Origin of the sequence: Neobacillus sp. DY30, assembly GCF_030123065.1 — a bacterium.
Lineage (GTDB): Bacteria > Bacillota > Bacilli > Bacillales > Cytobacillaceae > Neobacillus.
Genome location: NZ_CP126093.1, coordinates 5,828,150 through 5,850,431, shown reverse-complemented (window position 1 = coordinate 5,850,431; position 22,282 = coordinate 5,828,150). Strand labels below are relative to the sequence as shown.

At 38.9% G+C, this 22,282-nt stretch carries 21 protein-coding genes; 14 read left to right on the top strand and 7 right to left on the bottom strand.

The window, feature by feature from the left end:
• The first annotated feature begins 13 nt into the window (after positions 1-13).
• The 5 genes from QNH29_RS28810 (at position 14) to QNH29_RS28790 (ending at position 5,126) form a co-directional block, all read left to right on the top strand.
• Complete coding sequence (locus QNH29_RS28810) at positions 14-2,167, top strand: YhgE/Pip domain-containing protein (protein WP_283862655.1); 2,154 nt, start codon at positions 14-16, stop codon at positions 2,165-2,167.
• A gap of 1,083 nt (positions 2,168-3,250) precedes the next feature.
• Positions 3,251-3,616, top strand: a complete 366-nt coding sequence (locus QNH29_RS28805) for a cupin domain-containing protein (RefSeq protein WP_283862654.1) — start codon at positions 3,251-3,253, stop codon at positions 3,614-3,616.
• The gene (locus QNH29_RS28800) at positions 3,613-4,263 is read left to right on the top strand and encodes a metallophosphoesterase family protein (RefSeq protein WP_283862653.1); all 651 of its coding nucleotides are present in this window, start codon (positions 3,613-3,615) and stop codon (positions 4,261-4,263) included. Before QNH29_RS28805 ends, QNH29_RS28800 begins: the two co-directional genes overlap by 4 nt.
• Before the next feature lie 5 nt (positions 4,264-4,268).
• Entirely contained in the window at positions 4,269-4,754 is a 486-nt protein-coding gene (locus QNH29_RS28795; protein WP_283862652.1) for a tetratricopeptide repeat protein, read from the top strand.
• An 18-nt stretch (positions 4,755-4,772) separates the two neighbouring features.
• Positions 4,773-5,126, top strand: a complete 354-nt coding sequence (locus tag QNH29_RS28790; protein WP_283862651.1) for a VOC family protein — start codon at positions 4,773-4,775, stop codon at positions 5,124-5,126.
• 35 nt (positions 5,127-5,161) lie between these two features.
• Here QNH29_RS28790 and QNH29_RS28785 read toward each other — a convergent pair whose 3' ends face one another.
• Positions 5,162-5,770 carry a LysE family translocator gene (locus QNH29_RS28785; protein WP_481858765.1) on the bottom strand — a complete coding sequence of 203 codons (609 nt, stop codon included), beginning with the start codon at positions 5,768-5,770 and terminating at the stop codon, positions 5,162-5,164.
• Between the two features lie 140 nt (positions 5,771-5,910).
• Between QNH29_RS28785 and QNH29_RS28780 the strand changes: the two genes are divergently transcribed.
• Complete coding sequence (locus QNH29_RS28780) at positions 5,911-6,393, top strand: RNA polymerase sigma factor (RefSeq protein ID WP_283862649.1); 483 nt, start codon at positions 5,911-5,913, stop codon at positions 6,391-6,393.
• Position 6,394: 1 nt separating this feature from the next.
• Positions 6,395-7,825: a zf-HC2 domain-containing protein gene (locus tag QNH29_RS28775; protein WP_283862648.1), complete on the top strand. Its 1,431-nt coding sequence runs from the start codon at positions 6,395-6,397 to the stop codon at positions 7,823-7,825.
• Positions 7,826-7,907: 82 nt separating this feature from the next.
• Here the strand turns inward: QNH29_RS28775 and QNH29_RS28770 are convergent, their stop codons facing one another.
• Positions 7,908-8,375 (bottom strand): hypothetical protein, encoded by a 468-nt coding sequence (locus tag QNH29_RS28770; protein ID WP_283862647.1) that lies wholly within the window; start codon positions 8,373-8,375, stop codon positions 7,908-7,910.
• A 305-nt stretch (positions 8,376-8,680) separates the two neighbouring features.
• On the opposite strand from QNH29_RS28770, the gene QNH29_RS28765 reads away from it, so the two are divergent.
• Both QNH29_RS28765 and fabZ read left to right on the top strand, forming a co-directional pair.
• Positions 8,681-9,046, top strand: a complete 366-nt coding sequence (locus QNH29_RS28765) for a DUF3888 domain-containing protein (RefSeq protein WP_283862646.1) — start codon at positions 8,681-8,683, stop codon at positions 9,044-9,046.
• Positions 9,047-9,251: 205 nt separating this feature from the next.
• On the top strand, positions 9,252-9,677 hold the full coding sequence (gene fabZ, locus QNH29_RS28760) for a 3-hydroxyacyl-ACP dehydratase FabZ (RefSeq protein ID WP_283865777.1): 426 nt from the start codon (positions 9,252-9,254) through the stop codon (positions 9,675-9,677).
• 70 nt (positions 9,678-9,747) lie between these two features.
• Here the strand turns inward: fabZ and QNH29_RS28755 are convergent, their stop codons facing one another.
• From QNH29_RS28755 to QNH29_RS28740, 4 genes are all read right to left on the bottom strand, one after another.
• Positions 9,748-11,724 carry an ABC transporter permease gene (locus QNH29_RS28755; protein ID WP_283862645.1) on the bottom strand — a complete coding sequence of 659 codons (1,977 nt, stop codon included), beginning with the start codon at positions 11,722-11,724 and terminating at the stop codon, positions 9,748-9,750.
• On the bottom strand, positions 11,721-12,485 hold the full coding sequence (locus QNH29_RS28750) for an ABC transporter ATP-binding protein (protein WP_283865776.1): 765 nt from the start codon (positions 12,483-12,485) through the stop codon (positions 11,721-11,723). The genes QNH29_RS28755 and QNH29_RS28750 overlap by 4 nt, the downstream gene beginning before the upstream one ends.
• A gap of 118 nt (positions 12,486-12,603) precedes the next feature.
• Positions 12,604-13,605: an ATP-binding protein gene (locus QNH29_RS28745; protein WP_283862644.1), complete on the bottom strand. Its 1,002-nt coding sequence runs from the start codon at positions 13,603-13,605 to the stop codon at positions 12,604-12,606.
• Position 13,606: 1 nt separating this feature from the next.
• Entirely contained in the window at positions 13,607-14,278 is a 672-nt protein-coding gene (locus QNH29_RS28740) for a response regulator transcription factor (protein WP_283862643.1), read from the bottom strand.
• Positions 14,279-14,576: 298 nt separating this feature from the next.
• On the opposite strand from QNH29_RS28740, the gene QNH29_RS28735 reads away from it, so the two are divergent.
• The 3 genes from QNH29_RS28735 to QNH29_RS28725 all read left to right on the top strand — a co-directional run bounded on the left by QNH29_RS28735 (position 14,577) and on the right by QNH29_RS28725 (position 17,578).
• Positions 14,577-15,464, top strand: coding sequence for a DNA/RNA non-specific endonuclease (locus QNH29_RS28735; protein WP_283862642.1), 888 nt, complete (start codon positions 14,577-14,579; stop codon positions 15,462-15,464).
• 250 nt (positions 15,465-15,714) lie between these two features.
• Entirely contained in the window at positions 15,715-16,140 is a 426-nt protein-coding gene (locus QNH29_RS28730) for a hypothetical protein (RefSeq protein ID WP_283862641.1), read from the top strand.
• A 736-nt stretch (positions 16,141-16,876) separates the two neighbouring features.
• Positions 16,877-17,578 (top strand): hypothetical protein, encoded by a 702-nt coding sequence (locus QNH29_RS28725; protein WP_283862640.1) that lies wholly within the window; start codon positions 16,877-16,879, stop codon positions 17,576-17,578.
• A gap of 953 nt (positions 17,579-18,531) precedes the next feature.
• Here the strand turns inward: QNH29_RS28725 and QNH29_RS28720 are convergent.
• Entirely contained in the window at positions 18,532-18,993 is a 462-nt protein-coding gene (locus QNH29_RS28720; RefSeq protein WP_283862639.1) for a DinB family protein, read from the bottom strand.
• A gap of 681 nt (positions 18,994-19,674) precedes the next feature.
• Here QNH29_RS28720 and QNH29_RS28715 point away from each other — a divergent pair.
• Together QNH29_RS28715 and QNH29_RS28710 are read left to right on the top strand one after the other, a co-directional pair.
• Positions 19,675-20,655 (top strand): serine hydrolase domain-containing protein, encoded by a 981-nt coding sequence (locus QNH29_RS28715; protein WP_283865775.1) that lies wholly within the window; start codon positions 19,675-19,677, stop codon positions 20,653-20,655.
• A 13-nt stretch (positions 20,656-20,668) separates the two neighbouring features.
• Positions 20,669-22,267: an ABC1 kinase family protein gene (locus tag QNH29_RS28710; protein ID WP_283862638.1), complete on the top strand. Its 1,599-nt coding sequence runs from the start codon at positions 20,669-20,671 to the stop codon at positions 22,265-22,267.
• Positions 22,268-22,282 lie beyond the last annotated feature (15 nt).

Genomic DNA, 22,282 nt, shown 5'->3' with positions numbered 1-22,282 from the left:
GGAGGTAAACATCATGAAAGGACTTAAAGCAGAATTAAAAAGTATCTTTACCAATCGAAAAGTATTAATCCCGATTATCGCCATCCTCTTTATTCCAGTTTTATATGCGGGAATGTTTTTATGGGCGTTTTGGGATCCGTATAAATATTTAGGTGACCTGCCTGTGGCGATCGTCAATCAGGATAAGGGCGCAGAACTGGCCGGAGAGAGGCTTGAGATTGGCGACGACCTGGTCAAAAATTTGAAGAAAAGTAACACCTTTGACTTCGATATCGTAGACAAGGAGAAGGGCTACAAAGGCTTAGAGGATCAAAAGTATTATATTCTCGTTGAGATTCCTAGTGATTTTTCAAAAAATGCGACAACGCTGCTAGAGGATCAACCGGAAAAGCTCCAAATCAAATATGTACCGAATGAGGGAGCAAACTTCCTATCAGCACAAATTGGCGAAACTGCGATGAAGGAAATTAAAGCAGAAATTTCAAAGCAGATTGTCGCCACTTACTCCGAAAGCATTTTTGAAAAAGTAACAGAAATGGGCGATGGGTTAGCCCAAGCAAGTGAGGGAGCTGGCCAGCTTAACGAAGGTTCGGTAAAACTTAACGAGGGAGCCGGACAAATCAAAGAAAACCTTCAAACCTTAGCAAGCAAATCCATTGAATTTGAGGAAGGTATGAACAGCGCTGCGACTGGATCAAAAGAAGTCGCCCAAGGGACTATGGCTATTCAACAAGGTTTAAAAGAGGTAGATGAAAAGCTGCCGCAATTGGTGACAGGCACCGAAAAAGCACAAGCGGGGGCAGAGCAGATCAAAAAAGAACTGCCGGCTGGAATTGCGGCTGAAATCAACTCACAGTTAGCGGGAAGTACGGGAAAATTAAACGGAGGTATTAATCAATTCGAAAATCAGCTTGGTGCAGGATTGTCGGCGCAGATTGCGGACCAAATGATTGCACAGCAAACCGCAAAAATGCAGGAGCTTGCCGCGGCGTTAATCGCTAATGGTGTTCCGGCAGAAACCGTAACCGAAATTATGGCGCAGCAAACTGCACCAAGCAAGGCAGAAGTTCAACAGCAGGTTGCACAAGCGATTACCCCTGGTTTACATCAAGGCTTCACGCAATTTAAAACTCAGGTAAATGGTCAATTACTTGGAGCGACTGACGGTTTAGAAACAAAACTGAAGCAGCAAACGGACCCAGTCTTTGATCAACTGATTGGCGGAATCGGTGAGATCAATGCGAATCAGGTGAAATTGCAACAGGGTATCCATCAGATTTATTCAGGGTCAACCGCGCTTAATGCAGGCGCCAACCAACTGACAGCAGGGATGGGTGAGTTGTCTGCTGGTGCAGGTAAAATAACAGAAGGTACTGGCAAGCTTGCGGAAGGTTCCGCTGAGTTACAAGCAGGCACAGAAAAACTTCAGGATGGCACCTCCGAATTAAACGAGAAGCTATCACAGGGGGCGGAAGCGGCAAACAGTGTCCATGCAGACGATGATACCTATGATATGATGGGCGAGCCAGTTAAGGTTGATAAAAATGAGATTAACACCGTGCCAAACTACGGTACCGGCTTTGCACCATATTTTGTCTCACTCGGACTTTTTGTAGGTGCACTCATTATCTCAATCGTTTTTGGACTAAGAGAACCTGCCGTCAAACCGGCATCCGCTTCGCAATGGTTTTTCGGTAAATTAGGCGTCATCACCATTATCGGTGTGCTCCAAGCACTATTAGTCGATTTTGTGTTACTCGTTGGATTGGGAATTGAGGTGCAAAACTTGCCGTTGTTTATTTTGACAACGATTATCACAAGCATGGTGTTTGTGACGTTGATTCAGATGTTAGTCACAACGCTTGCGGATGTTGGTCGCTTTATTGCGATTCTCATCTTGATCATGCAATTAACGACAAGCGCGGGAACCTTCCCACTTGCGTTAATTCCGGAGGCACTGCAGCCATTTAACGCGTTCTTCCCAATGACGTACACTGTTCAGGCGTTTAAAGCTGTGATTTCAAGCGGGGACTTTGCTTATATGTGGCACAATAACGCGATCTTGCTTGCGTACATGGCAGGTTTTATGGGTGTGACGTTCACTTATATGGCCATTCGTTTTAAAAAAAATAAGACTAATATTTCTATGTTGGAGCAGGCAGCTTAAGATATGTGGAAACACCGGATTCGCGGTAAGAAGCGGATTCGGTGTTTTTTTATGTGCAGATTAAAGTCCATACTTTTTGTAAAATATTGCTACCTGCCAAAATGTGTTGCGTACCTGCGAATTTTATCTGCTTACCTGCACAGAATCCATTTTACCTGCATTTTTGCTATGTTTACCTGCCTAACAAATTAAGCCCGCCAAAACTCAAGACTAAAACAGCCAGGGTGCGGCATGGCTCAGGTATTTTGATTTCCTATATATAGGAAATGCGTGTAATCGTAGGTTCCGGAATAAGTGCAGTTCTTTGGTTACCTTTTTCAAGTAAAAATCCTCTACCTGCCAAAATGAATAGCTTACCTGCGAATCTTATCCGCTAACCTGCATAGAATCCATTTTACCTGCATATTTGTCATGTTTACCTGCCTAACAAATTAAGCCGCCCAACCTCACCCCTGAAAAAGCCAGGCAGTGGCATGGCTCAGGTATTTTGATTTCCTATATATGGGAAATGTGCTCGTGAATTAATCGTAGGTTCCGGAATAAGTGCAGTTCTTTGATTACCTTTTTTTAGTAAAAATTCTCTACCTGCCAAAATGAATAGCTTACCTGCGAATCTTATCCGCTTACCTGCCTAGAATCCATTTTACCTGCATAATTGCCATGTTTACCTGCCTAACAAATTCAGCCGCCCCATCTCAACCCTGAAAAAGCCAGGCACAGGTATTTAAATTCCTTATATATGGAAATTCAACGCTAAATTAATCGTAGATTCTGGATTCAGGTGCCGTTTTTTTAATTACCTATTTTAACAAAAATCCTTTACCTGCCAAAAAATGTACCGTACCTGCAAAACATATCTGCTTACCTGCATAGAATCCATTTTACCTGCACATTTGTCATGTTTACCTGCCTAACAAATCTCACTCACCCAACCTCAACACTGAAAAAGACAGGCAGCAGCACTACTTTGTAATACCTTTTTATTCCACTTCTGTCTATCGAGTATACTACTTTTTTACAAACCTAAGAGGATTATCAAATTTCATCTTGAATACTTATAATCTATGTTTTTGGAGGTGCTTCATGGAAGTTTTTAATTTTTCAAAGGAAGCTGGGAAGAAGATTTCAGCATTTCAGTCGGATTTTATTATGTCGCGTATTCTTCAGACGACTAAGGGTGCACACATAGGATGTATGCACCTAGAGGAAAAAGGGGTAATTGGCTATCATCAAGCGGTCATTCCTCAGCTTCTACTAGTGGTGAGCGGAGAGGGGTTTGTCAGCACCCAGCGTGATGAATATTTCAAAGTGCAGTCCGGGGACGCGGTTTTTTGGGAAAAAGATGAATGGCACGAAACCAAAACAGACACAGGGTTAACGGCGATTGTGATTGAAAGTGAGGAGCTAAATCCGGCAGCCTATATGCCGAGAAGGGAGAACCATCAATGAATTACTTTGTAATTGGGGATGTGCACGGCTGCTATTATACGTTTGTTACGATGCTTACGAAGTATTGGGATAAAGAAAATGAAATTTTGATACAGCTCGGTGATTTAATTGACAGAGGCAATTATTCGCCGAAGATGGTTCAGTTTGCTAGGCAGTTACGTGATGAGTTTCCTACCCAGGTTTATTTTTTAAAAGGGAACCATGAGTTCGAGATGATTGGTCACTTTACGAACCAGCCGAATCACAATTGGCTGAGGCAGTGCGGGGAGGAAACATTACGGCAGTATGAGGCGGAAGAGCGGGATTGCATGAGCGATGTCAACTGGATGAAACAGCTGCCTCTCTGTTACGAAAATGCCCATCTGTTTGTAAGTCATGCGGGGATTTCTGCACAAACAAAAAACCCATTTGACGAAGAGGATTCCTGCGGGGTTCTATGGAATCGGAGTCCTTTGAAAAATATTCAGAAGCTGCAAATTATTGGCCACACGCCATGTGATGAGCCGAAGTATGATGTACATAGTCATTCGTGGAATATTGATACCGGTGCAGCGTATTCCGGGTATTTAACGGGGATAAAAATCCAGCCGAATGGCGAGGTTATTGAATTTGTCCGGGAAAAAACAGATAACAGAGATAGGGGGTAAGGCCATTGGAACAACAAGTAAATCGAGCAATAGAGTTACGGCACGAGGGGAAAAATCAGGAATCGAATGACCTGTTAATAAAATTGGTGAAAGAGTTCCCGGAAGATCCGTTCGTCCACTACCAGTGTGCTTGGAGTTATGATTTATTAGGCATGGAAACCGAAGCGATACCTTTTTATGAAAGGGCAATACAGTTAGGGTTGTCTGGAAACGACCTAGAGGGAGCGCTGCTTGGTCTAGGGAGTTCCTATCGTGCGCTAGGGGAATATGAAAAGTCAAAAGCAGTTTTTCAAAAAGGAATTGCGCAATTTCCGAACAATCGGGCACTACAAGTATTCTATTCCATGGCGCTGTATAATTTAAAACAGCATAATGAGGCAATGGAGATTCTGCTTACGTGCTTAATTGAGACAACATCGGACGAGCAGATCTTGCATTACAAGAGAGCCATCAAGTTTTATTCAGATAAATTAGATACCACTTGGAGCTAATTTTGGAGGTGTTTTTGTATGAATAGTCCTATCCTAAATCAAATCGGAACGGTTTTCATCCCGGTAAAAGACATAGAAAAGGCAAGAGATTGGTATTGTGAGTTATTAGGAATCGAAGCAACGAGTGAAATACAGTTTGGCCATCTTTATGTCATTCCCATGGAGGGTGCGGGGATTGTATTGGATAGCAAAATCTATTCCGAAGATAATCTATTTAAGACACCGGTGTTCCATTTCAATACCTTAAACATTGAAGAGGCATTTACTTTTATGAAAAATAAAGGTGTTAACCTCGTAACAGAAATTCAACATGGCCATTATTTCAATTTCAAGGATCCCGATGGAAATCTATTAATGATTTGTAAATGTTAAAAAAAGGCAGTGGAAATGGATCCACTGCCTTTCTATTAGTGAGCCTTCTCGAGCGCTAGTTTGACCCCGAACGCTATCAGGATCGTACCAGTAATTCCTTCCATAACACTTTGCGTCCTAGGCCTTTTCATGAAAGCACTTATCTGGTTAAGCAGATAAATATAGAACAAAAACCAGACTGCGGTTAAGATGGTATACGTGATTCCCATGGTGAGAAACGGAAAAAAGGTATTGCTGCCGGAATCCACGAACTGCGGCAGGAAAGTAAGGAAAAATACTGCTACCTTTGGATTTAGAAGATTGGTAAGGAAACCTTGTTTAAAGCAAGATTTACCTTCATATTTATTTTCAGTACTTATTTCAGTCGTAATTTTCTTGCTCCTGAGTGCCCATAGTGTCTTGATACCTAAATACACGAGATACACAGCACCGACGTATTTGAAAATAGAAAAAACAATAGCTGACTTCACAATAATCGCTGAAAGGCCAACGACCGCCGCCAATGTGTGGATTAGTAATGCACAACAAGTGCCAAACATCGTTTTGAAACCGCCTGTTCTGCCAACGGTGAGGGTGTTTTTTGTAGCAATAGCTGTATCAGGGCCAGGCAAAAGGATTAGTAAAATACACATAAATACAAACATATAGAAGTTCTCCAAGATTATCAGCACCTCCGCAATGTAATTGTTAAACTTAATTTATCACAAACATTTAGAACAGTGTAAAAATTTTTTGTAACCTTTTACGTTTTCATTTGTCATTAGTAGTGGGAGGGGTGAGAGACATGACAGATCCGCTTGAAGAAATGTATCAGGCACATAAAGATTCGGTTTACAACTATCTCCGCCATATGTGCCACAGCAACACGATGGCTGAGGAATTGACGCATGATACGTTTATTAAGGCATTCAAGGGATTTAGTCGGTTTCGCGGCGAGTCTTCCCTCAAGACATGGCTTTTTAAAATCGCGCGCAATACATATTTGAATGAGGCGAAGAAATTTTCCCAAAAGAACGAAATTCCATATGCCGAGCCGGAGCTTCAAGCCAGCGGCAAAACTCGGAACATTGAAACAGAAATGATGGTAAGGCAAACGTTTCAAATGTTGACCGATCATGAAAAATCGCTTTTGGCTTTACGGGAACAGGGTTTCTCGCTTAGCGAGATGGCTGAAATCCTAGCACAGACAGAAGGCAGTATTAAGGTGGGAATTCATCGCGCAAAAAAGAAGTTTAAAAAATATTATCTTGAAGGGGAGGGGGATTGAAATGAAACTAGAATGCAGCTTAGTCGAGGATTTGTATCCTTTGTATGAAGAAAATGAATTAAGACCGGAAAACCGCCTAGCAGTTGAAGAGCATTTACAGCACTGTACGAAGTGCAGTGAACTATATAAAAGTGGAACGGGATTTTCGGAGCTGCCTCCTCCTGAAGAGAAATTGTCGAAGGAAATGGATGGGCGTATTCGGCTTCACTTTAAGTTGAGGAGAATGAAAGTGATTGCCGCCCTTCTGGCAACGGTCATTATTGTTTCAGGAATCAATCAGTATGCTGCTAATCGTGAAAAAGTGGCCAACCTTCTCAATGGTGTTTATTTATATGCCGAGTCACTTAACAAAATAGCCCAAAATCTATACGAAATCGATTCAAGCGGAGACATTCTATCTTATGCAGCGGAAGATGTCGTCGATGTAGACGACGAATTGCTGTGGTTTGAACGTAAACGAAATGGTCCTCTTCTTGTAAATAGCCAGGAGCTTGATGAAATGGCGGTGACCTTGAGGGAGCGAAAAAGCCAGGGGCTTGAGGATGAAACGGACATAAAGGCAATTGAACTTTTACAAAAGTATACCAACATGGTATATAAACACGTTCAAAAGGAATATAGTGAATTTCATCATGGCTATAGTTCTTATTTCGAATTCCTAGATATTGAAGGAATAGGGACTCCAATCGGAAAAATTAATGAGCTCGCCTTTTTTTATAACAAATACCACAAGCTCCCTTCAGAGATGGAGTTGATAAAAGAGAAGGAACTGAAGCAGACCATAAGAACAGCATTTAATGCCAAGGACGGCAAGGTCGAGTTGAAAAGGGAAGATTTTGGGGTTTATCGTTTTGATCTTCAAGATGGAGAAACCAAGATGGATGGAGAAATTGATGGCTATACTGGATTGATATTATCTGTACATCACTATGGGCAGCAGTTAAATGTAAAGAAGCCTTTGGATAAGGAAGTTGTCAAGGTGAGAGCCGAAGAAATCCTTAAGGCAATATACGGCGAGGCTGCCACCTTTGAACTAAAGGATGAGCTAGGTGGAGAGCCGAACACCTATCGTTTTCGATTCACTCCTCTTGTTGGAAAGTATAAGCTGTACTTCCCATTAGGAGAACCATTTGTGTTGGAATTGGATGCGGGAACAGGAGAGTTTTACAGCTTATCAGCCCAACCGGCACTCCAATCTAAAGAGTTCTTCTCGAAAAATTATCAGGTTAAGCAAACACAAGCTTCACTTGAAAAGAAGGCAGAGCAAATTTTAGGAGGAAAGGTTAAATCAGTGGCAACGGGTGTTATCTATTCAACGGTTGCGGCGGATTATGTCCTAGTTCAAATTTTTGAAAGGGAAAAGAGCAGACGGACCTATCTAAATGCTGAAACCGGCGGGGTTGAAAGACCATATTTGTTAAATCTACACTAACTAAAAACAAGTAGAAATCTCAAGTAAAGAGGTTTCTACCTGTTTATTAGCAGCCTGTTTCCGTGCTCTTATCAGCGGTTTTTCAAAGGCGCGTATCAGGGTCATCCATCCTTATAGGTAAAGCATATTGATTGATAAAAGTTATGTAAACCGGAAACAGAATGCAAGACCCGAAAATCAAAAGGCTAAATCTAGGGAACAGCGTCACTCCTGGATTAAGAGGCACAATAACAGTGAAAAAATAGAGCAGAACAATAAAATAAGGCACCCACAGAATAAGTGTCCAATAACTGTTTTTTCTGCCTAACATCCATTTTTTTGTTAGTTTAATAAATATAAGGGTCGATAGAAGAAGTCCAATAACATTAATAATAGCAATGGCAATGTAAACATTATCCCATTCCCAGCCATACACTTCGCTGATATGAGAAACATTTATTATGAGTTCGATGGCGATAAACAACGCTAAGGCGTATAGGGCACTAAGCGTATTTAACCTTAAAAAATACTTCATCATAACCTCCGTAATTGAGTTAAGCTCGTATTCCATTATACAACTTTCTAAAGGAATCTGGTTTAAAATAAAATCTTAAACCTCGTCAACCTACTTGCGAAATATTACAGCCTGATCTAAAAGCAACGGGAATTGATTGAGCGGTAAAATCGAGAGTCCATTTCGGCAGTTAATTCCCACACCTGGATAATTGCCGAAACCTCAGCTTCCATTCTGAAAAATAGATAAAATGACAAAAAGAGGATGGAAACACTAACTTAGCAGGTTAATTGAATAAACCATCTTAGTTCTTAGGAAACTAAAATGAGGTGGTTATTACGAAAAAACTTGCGGTTATACTTATGATTGGAATGTTTTTAATGATTAATAACACAAGGGTTAAGGCTAAAACAGTAAATGAAGCAGATACGGAATTGTGTGAAACGCTAAAAATGGCACTTATAAGTAGCAATAGAAAACCAGTAGATAGAGCAATTACTGAAATTTATAAAAACGACAAAAAAGCACAAGAACTCGGTCTTACTTGGGCATCCTATGACACAGAAATCCTTAAAATAAAACAGTTGTATGGAATTGGTGGATTATATGAGATAACGGTGAAGGTATACCCTTATTATCGTGCTCATAACAGTTATGGGGAAGATGAGGTTGTGATTAATACAAATGGTGAACTAATCAGTTATAAACACTTAAAAACATATCCTTGAACTACAACTACTGTATACAAGTGTAAACAAAGGGGTTGCCTGGTGGCGGCTCCTTTCTTTATTGAGCTAACGTTTTACTAATTAAATTAAAGAACCAGTATAGTTAAAGTAGCTCACTATTTTAGTATCAACTACTAATACCAAGTGATAAAATAAAGCAATACATAGATTTATTCCAAATATTATTGTTATGGGGGTTTTAATGATGTTAGATACTCAAAAAATTAAGGAAGTTATTAGACATCGTTATCCATTTCTTTTAGTGGATAGAATTTTGGAATTAGAAGAAGGAAAAAGAGCAGTTGGTATTAAAAATGTGACTGTGAATGAGGACTTTTTTAACGGACATTTCCCCAATTATCCAGTTATGCCAGGCGTATTAATTTTAGAGGCATTAGCCCAAGTAAGTGCAGTCATAATGTTAACTAGTGAAGGAAACCAAGGAAGATTAGGGCTTTTAGCAGGTATAGATAAATGCCGATTTAAACAGCAAGTAAAACCAGGAGACCAACTCCGTCTTGAGGTTGAAATAACCCGATTAAAAGGTACTATTGGAAAAGGCAAAGGCATAGCTACAGTTGATGGAGAAGTAGTTTGCGAAACAGAGATAATATTTGCATTTGGTGATTAAAAGCTATTTTTTATAGTTGAAAAGATAAATGCCAACTACAAAAAAAACATGCCCAATCTAGGGCATGCCTTTAACTGACAATCTTATAATATTCCCTTGCTGTTAACGTATATACCAAAGCATAGAATAGAGCAAATATAAGGATGGTTGCGGCTGTGCAGATGGCAAAGAGACCCACATTCGTTAAATTTAGCAATGCCATAAGTTTTGTGATGACTTTAAAGGCAAAGGCGATGTGTACGACGGCTGCGATCAGTGGCAAAAAGAAAACCAGCAGAACTTGACTCTTGATCGATTTCTTAATTTCATCTTTACTTAAGCCTACTTTTTGCATGATGGCAAATCGGTCTTTGTCGTCATATCCTTCAGATATCTGCTTATAGTACATGATTAAGACAGTTGCCATAATGAATAATGCTCCTAGGAACAGTCCAAGGAAAAATAGACCGCCGTATAGAGAAAAGAAGGATTCTCTCGATGCCTCTCGTCCTTCCGCAAAGCCTTGGATGTTAGCTTCCTGTATTTTTTGAGATAGTGCATTCGTTAGAGCGATTTTATTTTCAGGTTTTCCTTCTGTGTCAAAGCCATAATAGAAGGATAAATCTTTCCATTCTATCGTTCTGTTTACATTAGCAGGGTAAAGAGATTTTATCGTTTCCTCATCTTTTACGACCACAAAATAACTGTCTGCCAACATGGCAGCAGCATCGCCATTGATTGGTAAATCTTTTACCTGTGCTTTAATTCGAAATTCCTTTCCTGAGATAGAAAGAGTATCTTCAACAGGTTCACCCCGATAAGTAAAGACTAGGACTTCATTGTCTTCAAGAGTAGCCGATTGATTTTTTAACTGATTGAACACATCGAGTGGGATTAGTTCAACTATGGATATTCTCGCCACTGAGTCTATGGAGTTGCTGTCTGTTTTGAATTGATTTCCTTGTCTTTTTGAAGGAAATGCTGCAGAACGATAAAATATGGGTTCTTTTAGTTCCACTTGGTAGTTTACTGCTTCTTCCTGAATCATTTTTTCTAGCACTTGTGCCTGCTCTGGAGAAATATTAGTTGCTGAAAGATCTATTTCTTTTGGATAGCGATTTTTTAATAAATCTTCCATTCCAATATAAAGTGATACAGTTGTGGACAACATCACCAATACCATGGTGGAAAGAATACAAATATTGGCGAGTCCGACTGCATTTTGTTTCATCCGATAAATCATGCCAGAAATACTGATGAAATGTTTGGTTTGATAATAGAATCGTTTGTTTTTTCGCGATAGTTTTAACACAGCGATGGTGCCGGCTGTAAACAAAGCATATGTCCCGATAATGACGAGCAGTACAGCTAAGAAAAATTTATTCAGTACAGCAAGAGGCGATTCTGTTACAAGTGCAATGTAGTATCCGTATGCGAGTGCTGCCACACCAATCACAACGAGAAGCCATTTTGTTTTTGGTTCTTTTTCTCCGACCTGACCGCCACGCAGCAATTCAATCGGTTTTGCCAGGTGGATTTGTCTTAAATTGTTAAGCATTGTGAGGCCAAAAATACCAAGAAAAAGTGCCAATGTCACAATGATGGATTTCACTGAAACAAAATACGTAAGTGGTACATCAAACTGAAGAATATTATTTAACAGCAAGAACATTAACTTGCCGGTCACGATTCCGCTCACTAACCCAATCACAATACTACTGACGGTGACGAAAAAAGTCTCCCAAACAATGACTTTGGCAATATGCTTTTTTTCCATTCCCAGAATGTTAAATAGCCCAAATTCCTTTTTTCGCCGTTTCATTAAAAAACTGTTCGTATAAAACAAGAAAATCAATGAAAAAATCCCAATGACGTTGTTTCCTAAATTTAAGATGGTGATTAGTGAATCGCCACCTGACATTTTTTTCAGGCCCGGGTTTCCAGAAATAAAATGCATCATGTAAAACATCGCGATCGTACAAATACATGTCAAAATATAAGGAATATATGTTTTCCGGTGCTTAGTGATATTGGTTAACGCAAGCTTGCTGTAGAAAAACTTCCTCATTTTCTGCCACCGCCGGTTGCGATCACATTCAAGGTGTCTGAAATTTTTTGATACATAGCTTCATTGGAAAGTGATCCTTTATATATTTGATGGAACACAGCACCATCTTTGATGAATAGCACTCGGCTGGCATGGCTGGCAGCCTTTGTACTATGTGTAACCATTAAAATCGTTTGTCCTGATTGGTTAATTTGCGAAAAAATTTTCAATAAATCATCCGCTGAACGGGAATCAAGTGCACCGGTAGGCTCATCTGCAAGTACAAGCTTTGGATTCGTAATTAGCGCTCTAGCTACTGCTGCCCGCTGTTTTTGGCCGCCGGAAACTTCATACGGGTATTTAGATAAAATATCCTTAATTCTTAAGTTTTCGGCAAGCGGTGTTAAGCGGTTATTCATTTCATGATAGGATGTACCGGATAGTACAAGCGGTAAAAAGATGTTGTCCTGTAAGGAAAAGGTATCAAGTAAGTTAAAGTCTTGAAACACAAAGCCGAGATTTTGCCTGCGAAAGGCAGAAATTTCCTTTTCGCGGATGGATACGATATTTTGGTTATTCAACAGGACCTCACCGCTCGTCGGTTTGTCAAGAGCGGCTAAGATATTTAGCAGTGTTGTCTTACCGGAACCAGATTCGCCCATAATGGCAACATATTCTCCCTCTTCCACTGAAAAGCTGACATCTGTAAGTGCCTGAACATGATTACCGCCAAAACGGGTTGTATATATTTTTTTTAGATTTTTCACATCTAGTAATGTCATGAAAAATTCCTCCGTTCCTTTGTTTATTTTCATGTTCAGTATAGCAAGTGCAGAAGCCGTGCAGACATCGCTTTCCCTTACAAAACAGCCCGCAAACTTACAATAATGTAAGATTGAATCATTCCACCACCATTTCCTTCGTTTCCAGATCAATGCTGACCTTTGTTCCTTTTCCAATTTCTGATTCAATAGTGATGTTGTGAGATAATTTGCTTACTATTTGTTTACATAGGTACAAACCAATCCCCGTAGATTGTTTCATGGCGCGGCCGTTGTAACCGGTAAATCCTTTTTCAAATACCCGTGGCAGATCCTCGGCCCGAATCCCAATACCAGTATCTTCAATAATCAATACTTTTTCCTGCATATAGATAGAAATAGAACCTTCTTTTGTATACTTCAATGCATTTGATAGAATTTGCTCCATCACAAAAAGCAGCCATTTCTCATCAGTTAGCACGGTATAATTTACTTCCGAGAAGTTTAGACTGATTTTTTTTCGGATAAACATTTTGGCATTTTTCCGGATTGCTTGTTTGATAATTTCATCTAGTTCATACTTTTTTAAAACTAAATCATTCGACATATTTTCTAAGCGATGATATTGCAGGACGAATTCTACATATTGTTCAATTTTAGCCAATTCCATCTCCAGCTCGGCAGTTTGTTCACTTTGTTCTGATTGAAGCAACAGGCGAATGGCCGCAATCGGTGTTTTAATTTGATGGGTCCATTGCGTGAAATAATCAACGGTCTCCTTTTGTTTATTATCAGCTTGTACGGTCAATTCGTTCTTATTTTCCGTAAGAATTTTAAGTAGTTCTTGATATTGGCGTTCAATTGCATTTTTTGGGGAAGGCAATTGGTCCATATGCACCATAATCGTTTTTTGTGCTTGCTTTAGAATTTCATAGTTCTTCCTAAATCGTAAAAAATCAATCACAAAAAAGATGAGGCCGCTATATAAACATAAAAGAATGCTATAGAGGATTGGGTCAAGGGGGAGATGACTAAGCGAAAAAACAACCGTAAAGCATCCCACAAACAAGCTGAACAGAGCGAACGGTTTCCAGTTTTTATGTAAATAGAGGAGTACGACGTTATCTGTCTGCTTTTTCATCCTAAACCACCAAATAGCCGAGTCCTTTCTTTGTTTTAATAAAATCATTGAGCTCGATCGCTTCTAATTTTTTGCGGAGGCGATTGATATTCACCGTCAGGGTATTGTCATCAATAAAACTGTCTGTTTCCCACAACCGTGTCATCAAGGTGTCTCTTGAAACCGCTTTGCCCTTATTTTCTAGTAAAACATGCAAGACTTTCATTTCATTTTTGGTTAAGTCTATTTTTTGACCATTAAAGATCAGTGTGGCATCGCTGGTGTTCAGAATCGCTCCACGATGTTCGATCAAATTTGTTTGACCGGTAAAATCATAGGTTCGCCGAAGTAAAGCTTGTATTTTACTAGTCAGGATAGTTAAGTCGAATGGTTTAGCAATAAAGTCATCCCCGCCCATATTAATCGCCATGACAATATTCATATTATCGGAAGCCGAAGAGACAAAAATAATCGGTACCTTGGATACTCTGCGAATCTCATTACATAACGTAAAGCCATTCACAAAGGGGAGGGAGATATCCAATAAAACTAATTGCGGGTCAAAAGAAACGAATTGAGTCATGACATTTTGGAAATCCGAAACGTATTCGACTTCAAATCCCCACGACTGAAGGTGATGACTGACCGTTCTGGCAATCACCATATCATCCTCTACAATTAATAGTTTATACATGGTAAAAACTCCATTCATTTAATAGATTAGGTTATATTTCCATTCTAGCTGATTACCTAGCAAGAGGGATATAGTTTAGAAGATAAAGCAATGTAAAAAGAGTTACAGAAGGGGACGGCGGATTTTTTGCCGACCCTTTCTTAAAATGGTAGTGGGAATTATTAGTTTTGAATTCTTCGTACGACTGTACTAAAATATACAAATGAGTTCTTGCATTCGTAGATGAATCATTAATCTATGTTGACATTCCGAGATTTTTAGAGCAAATAATATGAAACTATTATAGGAGAGTCGTAGAATGGAAATGAAAGTGAACTATTTCATCTTACTTTTAACGGCACTCTTTATTGTTGGTTGTACCAACGCAGAAGATGTGTCCATTACAGAAAAAGAAACGAATACTCCGGTTGTTGATGAACCCGCATTAGAGGAAACACAACCACTACCACAACCAAATAATGAAATGTTCTCAGGATACAAACGGATTGAAGTGGATGGTGGTGATTTGTCTGGATTACGTGAACCTAATGTTGTCGTTGACATTGGTTATGGGGACCGTGAATATTGGGCATTTACGAATGAATACGGGCAACTTGTACGTGTCATTGCGGACGAAATCATTCTGCAAGATGACACCAACGAACCGGTATTATCGTCTGGCAGATACTACGCTGATGAGGCAAAGGTTCCTGGTGTCGAAAGTGAACTTTTAGATGAAGGACATATCATTGCTGATTCTCTCGGAGCGGTATCGAATGCTTATAATATTACCCCACAAGATAGTACGCTCAACCGACATGGTGATCAAGCTTACATGGAAGACGCAATCCGTAAAGCAGGTGGAGCCACTCATTTTGAAGCCATTATCACCTATCCGAATACGGAAACGCAGATTCCTTCAAGTTATCAGTATACCTATACGTTAATGGGTAACAAGATCGTTGATACATTTGACAATGTGAACCCTGATGAAGTAAACGCCTCACTCGGTTTAACAGGAAGTAATCCTTCCGCTTCAACTAGTTCAAACACAAACGGAGATATTTCTAACGTTGATACAAACGGTAATGGACAGGTGACGATTAAAGAAGCAAAGGCAGCAGGTTTCAGTCTGCCAATTACGAGTGATCATTGGTTATACCCCTATATGCACGATGCTGATAAGGACGGTCTGGTAGGGGAATAAGCCGCTTGCTATTTGAAGCAAAATAAATGAACGAAAGAATTTTTTTCTTGTGGGACGATTGATCACAATATGCGAATTGGTGTAACGGTGGGCGTTGATCCAAGAAGGATTAACACCTCTTTTTGTTGACCTTTATTGAAGTGGAAAATTTATGATAGCAGCATGAAAAGGCAAATATAAAATGATTTTATCCATTTACTAACACGGGAGTAGAGTTGAAGAAGGGTGTAAAAAAATATAGGAGAAATTTATGAAAAAGTCTTTGATTACTTTAATAGTGTTAGTTTTATTAGGAGTGGGGATTTACTTTATTATCGGATTAATTAATACTAATCCACCAAAACCAACCATAACTGTTGAAGGTAAAAAAGTAGAAGTGGCACAAGGTTCATATTGTTGGAACGGACTTATTAACTCTAGGTGTGTTGATATGATTTCTCCACCAGGTATTATTGAACATCAAGAACTTAAACCTGTTGTTGTATCACCTGAATCCGAATTAAAAATAGAATTTGAAAAAGAACCTAATGCAAATACATTGGGAGTAAATAGATGGCTTAATGATAACAAAGTGGAAGACGTTTCGTTAAAGAATAATGTTTTGATAGCACCAAAAGGAAAAGGTGTTTATATTTCCGATGTCAATGCACGTTGGGAAAAGGGAAGTTCGAGTTAAGCTTTTGTAATTGAAGTTCGATAAGGATACTTGAACTATCGGATGCATTCCTTCAATACGGGATGTAATTGCAGCTAAAACATTGGTGTTGCTACATTAACTTACATTGATTGAAAATAAATAATGAAAGCCAAGTACCGTCCTTTCTCTACATTTTGTAATAGTGGAAGGATGGTGTTTTATTATGGGAATTACAACAAACGGATCTAGATAGAAAAAATTGTAACGTTTTATCTTCTTTTGTAGAAAACAACCAACAAGCACATTAATCATGCTAAAGTGAACAAAACATATCTGAGGAGGAAGGGTAATGCAGTATATTGATAGTTTCGGTTGGAGCTTAAATATAATTCTAATGATTTGTTTTGTTATAGCATTATTGACACTAATGAGAAAACCGAGAGAATACCGAAAAAACACAAAAAGGAAAATGTGAAGTAATGTACTTAAAGTTAACAAGTTATAAAAATGGATATTTAAAATGGCTCAGTATGGTACTGAGCCATCTTATATTTAATTGAAAAAAATACGAAAGGCAGTACAAATTCGGCTACAATTTCGATTGCATTTTGGGGTTTTTGCGATAGGACATGGAACCTGTCCCTCTTTCCTCCTCCGGTACATGTATTTGGGTTTAATTATAGGTATATTATTACCATTATCCTCTTTTAATTGCCTATACTTATTTATCGAATATACATAGTAATATAATATCTTAAAGGTTCGAGGTGATAATATGATTCCTGAGATTAAATTAAATATATCTTCTCCGAAAAGTGAAACAGTGATCTGTAGTATGGCAATTGGCGCAAAACATGTAAACATGCTAAAAATAATGGGCCAAACATTGTCTCATTATGCACACTTGCATCAGATGGATTATTTTTTATTAGAATTAGTTGATCAAAGATTAGATGATTCACGTTCCCCAGCCTGGGATAAAATAATATTTTTAAACCATATGCTTCAATTCTATGACACAGTAATATGGGTAGATTGTGATGCCATTATTTGTAATCCAGAACCTGATATTCGGGATTCCTTAATTGGTGAATATCCAATGTACCTGGTTTATCAAGAATGGGGAAATATCCCAAACACGGGTGTATGGGTTCTGAAAAGAAAACGAAAAACAAAGAAAATACTAAATAAGATTTGGGAAAATACCAAGTTTCTTAATCACGTATGGTGGGAACAATCCGCGTTAATGGATCTGATGGGATATACTTTTAAAGATGATAATCCACAACCACATGATGTTGAGTGCAATCCAACAAAATATTGCAAATATATTGGACCTCTTGATAGGAAGTGGAATAGTTGTTGTTCCAAAATTACAGATGAAACGATTATTAAACATTACTGTGGGGATAGAAATGATAGCGTGGTGGACAAGTTAAATGCAGACTATGATTACTTTTACAAGAAAAATCGATAACTGGCGGTTCAATTAATCAAGCAAATTACTAACCGTGATTTTGTGGAGGTCGATCAAAAATATGAGAATCCATTCTCCTTTCTATCACATTCACGCGTATTTCAGCAAAAGCATATACTTTGCCTTCCCATTCCTTCTAAAAATATATTAATTTCCTCACTAATTTCTGTTGTCCTTTCAGTTGTAATTTATCCTGCCTCCGTGTCAACGATATTCATAGTGACAATATTCTTGGATGAGTTATTTTGTAGTGATATATGTGTTGAGTTTATTTACGAAAAAAGGTAGGTCTAAAGGTTGAAAATTTAAAGAGTTAGTAAAGAGACAACTTTATTTAAAGCAAGATTGTAAAATTTTTCACTTAAACTATAGGGTAGCATTCCTTCAATATGGGATGCTAACTGCAGCTAAAACATTGGTGTTGCTGCATTAACTTACATTGGTTGAAAATAGATAATGAAAGCCATGCACCATCCTTTCTCTACATTTTGTAATAGTGGAAGGGTGGTGTTTTATTATGGGAATTACAGCAAACGGATTTTGATAGAAAAAATTGTAACGTTTTATCTTCTTTTGTAGAAAACAACCAACAAGCACATTAATCATGCTAAAGTGAACAAAACATATCTGAGGAGGAAGGGTAATGCAGTATATTGATAGTTTCGGTTGGAGCTTAAATATAATTCTAATGATTTGTTTTGTTATAGCATTATTGGCACTAATGAGAAAACCGAGAGAATACCGAAAAAACACAAAAAAGAAAATGTGAAGTAATGTACTTAAAGTTAACAAGTTACAAAAAATGGATATTTAAAATGGCTCAGTATGGTACTGAGCCATTATATATTTAATTGCAAAAAAAAAGATACAAAAGGCAGTACAAATTCGGCTACAATTTCGATTGCATTTTGGGTTTTTTGCGATAGGACACGGAACCTGTCCCTCTTTCCTGCTTACTTCATACATTTCTTCAAATCAAGAATCGTTTGTAAATGCATGCCTTCATGAAAAATGGTTCGAATCAGTACTTGCTCAATGGTGTGCATGCCCATTTCGGTTGGTGGAAATTCCTCTTCAAGTCGTTCTCCGTACTGTGCTTTGATTTGAGCAGGTTGTTCTTTGAGCAGTTTCTTTAATTCGTCCAACTCAGGAGTATCCGAAGTGAAGTCAGCGGGTGATGTCCCGTATCCGAACCAAGTCTGAAAGGATTCAGGAACTTCCGCTTTTTCCTTCGTCACAGCCTGAATCCATAAGTATTGATCAAGATAAATATGTCCAAGGTTCCAGCGGATATTATTGTTGAATCCGTTAGGAATGAATTCCGCCTCGTCTTCCGTTACATTTTCTAGTACGCTTAAAATATAGCTTCGATAGGTTTCTAATTGGGTGAACAATACCTCATGACGACGTTTCATATGTATACCTCCTTTTATTCACTAGCATTTAATTCGATACTAAAAAGGAAAATCCTGCTATAACCTTGTGAGGGCTTGGCTTAGACACTGGCTGGGTTTGGCACGTAAAATTGAAAATCGGCACGTAAATCTATGATTCGGCACGTAAGTTATTATTTTGGCACATAAAAGTGGCTTTGCTTAAAAAGGGCATTTAATAGAATACTAGATTAGCTTTCCGCACTCAAAATGTCCGCTTTCTAAATCTAATCCAGGCGTTCGCTGGATTTTTTGGCTTTTCCTTTGTGGAAATATCAATTTGGGCACGTAAATTATCAAATCGGCACATAAAACTATGATTCGGCACATAAGTTTTTATTTTGGCACATAAGTTGGTTTTTCTTAAAAAGGTCATCTAATAGAGTTCGGAAATTAGCGTTCTGCACTCAGAAATAGAACAATCTCAATGACCTTATCCGGTCGTTCGCCTGGAGGTCTTAGCATTAATGTCCACGTAAAACAAAAAATCTGCATATAAACTATGAATTTGGAACACATAATGAAATACCAGAAAAAAAAGGCTGACTATAAAAAGTCAGTCCATGTAACGCCAGGTGCTTCCTCGCGTCTAATATATTATATTCAAGTAGGTAGAAAAGTGTTACACACAAATAAAAAACACTAGAAAGGTATGTGGCCGTTATTTTTCAAAAATTAATTTCATACATAGAAGAGATAAAAGAACGAAATCACAGCAGCGGTGCGGCATTGGTCATCATGAAAAACAACAAAGTCATATTAGAGCACTACAGCGGCTATCATTCTAACACAAAAAACTCCCGCCGTATTGATGAAACTTCGCAATTTAATGTCGCTTCTGCAAGAAAAAGTTATCTAGGTTTAGTGGTCGCATATGCTTTGTATGAAGGTAAAATCAATAGTTTAGATGACCTTGCTGTTCAGTATTTTCGAGACATAGATCAGGAACTGCTAGGGAAAACCACGATCAGGCATTTGGTTACCCATTCTCACGGCTTGCATCAACAGGAGGACGGAACGATTTTTCGAGAGTTTGAGCCTGGAACGAATTGGGCGTACAGAGGGATTAACATCATCATGATGACACAATTAGTAAACAGGCTTTACGGTAAAAGTTTTCCCAAATTCCTCGAAGACCGAGTGTTCAAGTCAATGGGATTCAATGAAACGGCGTGGCAAACGGAACAAAATGAAAAATTGGTTCAGGTTGTCGATGACCCTGGAGAGACGGCTTCCTATAAAATAGGACTAACAAAGAACGGGATGGAATCCAATCTACATTCTTCGGCCCGGGAGTTTGCCCAATGGGGAAATCTTCATTTGAACAATGGAATGCAGATCGTCCCAAAACAAGTAATTGAACTAGCAACTCAAGTTCAAAATCCTTCTTATAAAAATAAAGATTTGCCGCAAAACGGCCTGTTCTGGTTTGTACAAGGTACTCCGGCCAAACAAAGCGAACTGGGGGAAAGAGTCCCTAAAGGGTCCTATCAAATACTAGGCGTTACCGGGCCAACCCTATTAGTGATTCCAGAATACAATGTCGTTGTTGCAAAAATGTACAACAAGCACTATAACTATGGAGGCAGTAATTATCTTCATTATTTAAGGGAGTTTAGTAATTTAGTCGCAGATGCGTTTTAAGGGGGGAATCTGGTTGAAACAGAGAAATAAGCTGGTGCGCATGTCCAAAGTGCTTTCGCTCGCTTTCGGCATTTTCATTCAAATTTATTGGTACAAGATTCGCAGAAAACCGAAGGAGGAGTGGGAAAAACTGTGGGGGCAAATAGGGGCACGGTATCGCAATACTCTTTTTGAATTAGAAGGCTTATTGATTAAAGTCGGGCAGATTTTGAGCACACGTGGCGATTTGCTGCCGAAGGCTTTTATCAGTCAAATTGAAGACCTCACCGACAAAGTTCCTCCTTCTGACTGGAGTGAGATAGAGAAAATTCTTAACCATGAAAATTTCCTTTCTATTGAAAAAACAGCGATTGCCTCCGCTTCGATTGGAGAAGTCTATAAAGGTGTGCTTAAGGATGGCAGAGAAGTGGCAATCAAAGTGAAGCGGCCGTATATCGATAGCATTATTCAAACGGATTTTAAGGTTTTAGCGGTTGTGATTTGGTTTGCCGATCACTTTGTTCCGATTCCAAAAGGATTTATAAACTTTAAAGTCTTATTTCAGGAACTAAAGCAAGTGATCGAACGAGAGTTAGATTATACAAAGGAACTTGAGACAATCTTGTTTTTTAAAGAAAGGTTTAAGGAGATGGATGAGGTAAAAATCCCATCGGTTTATCCGGAACTTAGCACATCAAATGTACTGGTAATGGAGTGGGTAGAGGGGATGCGGCTCACGGATAACGAGATGTTGGAACACTTATCGGTAACACGTGAAGAGCTTGCTCAAAGGCTGATGAAAGTGTTCCTTCCTCAATGGCTAGAGCCTGGGAAGTTCCATGCCGATCCCCATCCAGGCAATGTTCTCGTCTCAAAGGACGGGAAAATCATCTTGCTCGATTTTGGAATGATTGGTGAAATCAGCAAAAAGGACGCAGCCCACTTTCAAGGCTTAATCGAAAGCTTTCTTTCAAAAAATTATTCGAAGGCGGTGGATTGCTTAGCCCAACTAGGATTTTTACTTCCAGAGGCGGACTCAAGAACGATTGAAAAACTGTTGGCAGAATTGGTTTCATTCGAACCAGAACAGTTAAAGCAAATGGATATATTGGCATTTAAGAAGGAAATGAACGATACCATTCAGGCTTTGCCCATTCAGGTTCCGACTAGATTTGTCTTTTTAGGCCGCTCATTTGTTACGATTGAAGGGATCATCCGCAATCTGGCCCCTGAGGCGGAGCTCCTCGATTTAGGAAAACCGATTTTTCTCGAGTGGCTGAACAAACAAGGAAACAATAAATGGTCATTATTATGGAAATGGATTCAATCACAGCCAGCGTTTAAACTGATTCACTCTGTTACTGAATTTTTACAAGCGCCACAAAAGTTCGAAGATATAAAGGAACTAGAGCAGCGAAGACAATTCCAATTTATGATTTATGAAAATAATAAAAAGCATTTATTCCAGTTAACCGTACTTGGAATCATAGGAATCCTGGCGGGTATTTATACCTCTCACTCACTGATTTTGAACTTATCTGTTGGAGGTACTGCGATTGCTTTAGTGGGATACTATGTTTGCAGCCTAAAACAGAAAAAGTGGATGAAGTATATGCATGAGAAACGAAAATAGTAGGGAGGCAGAAGT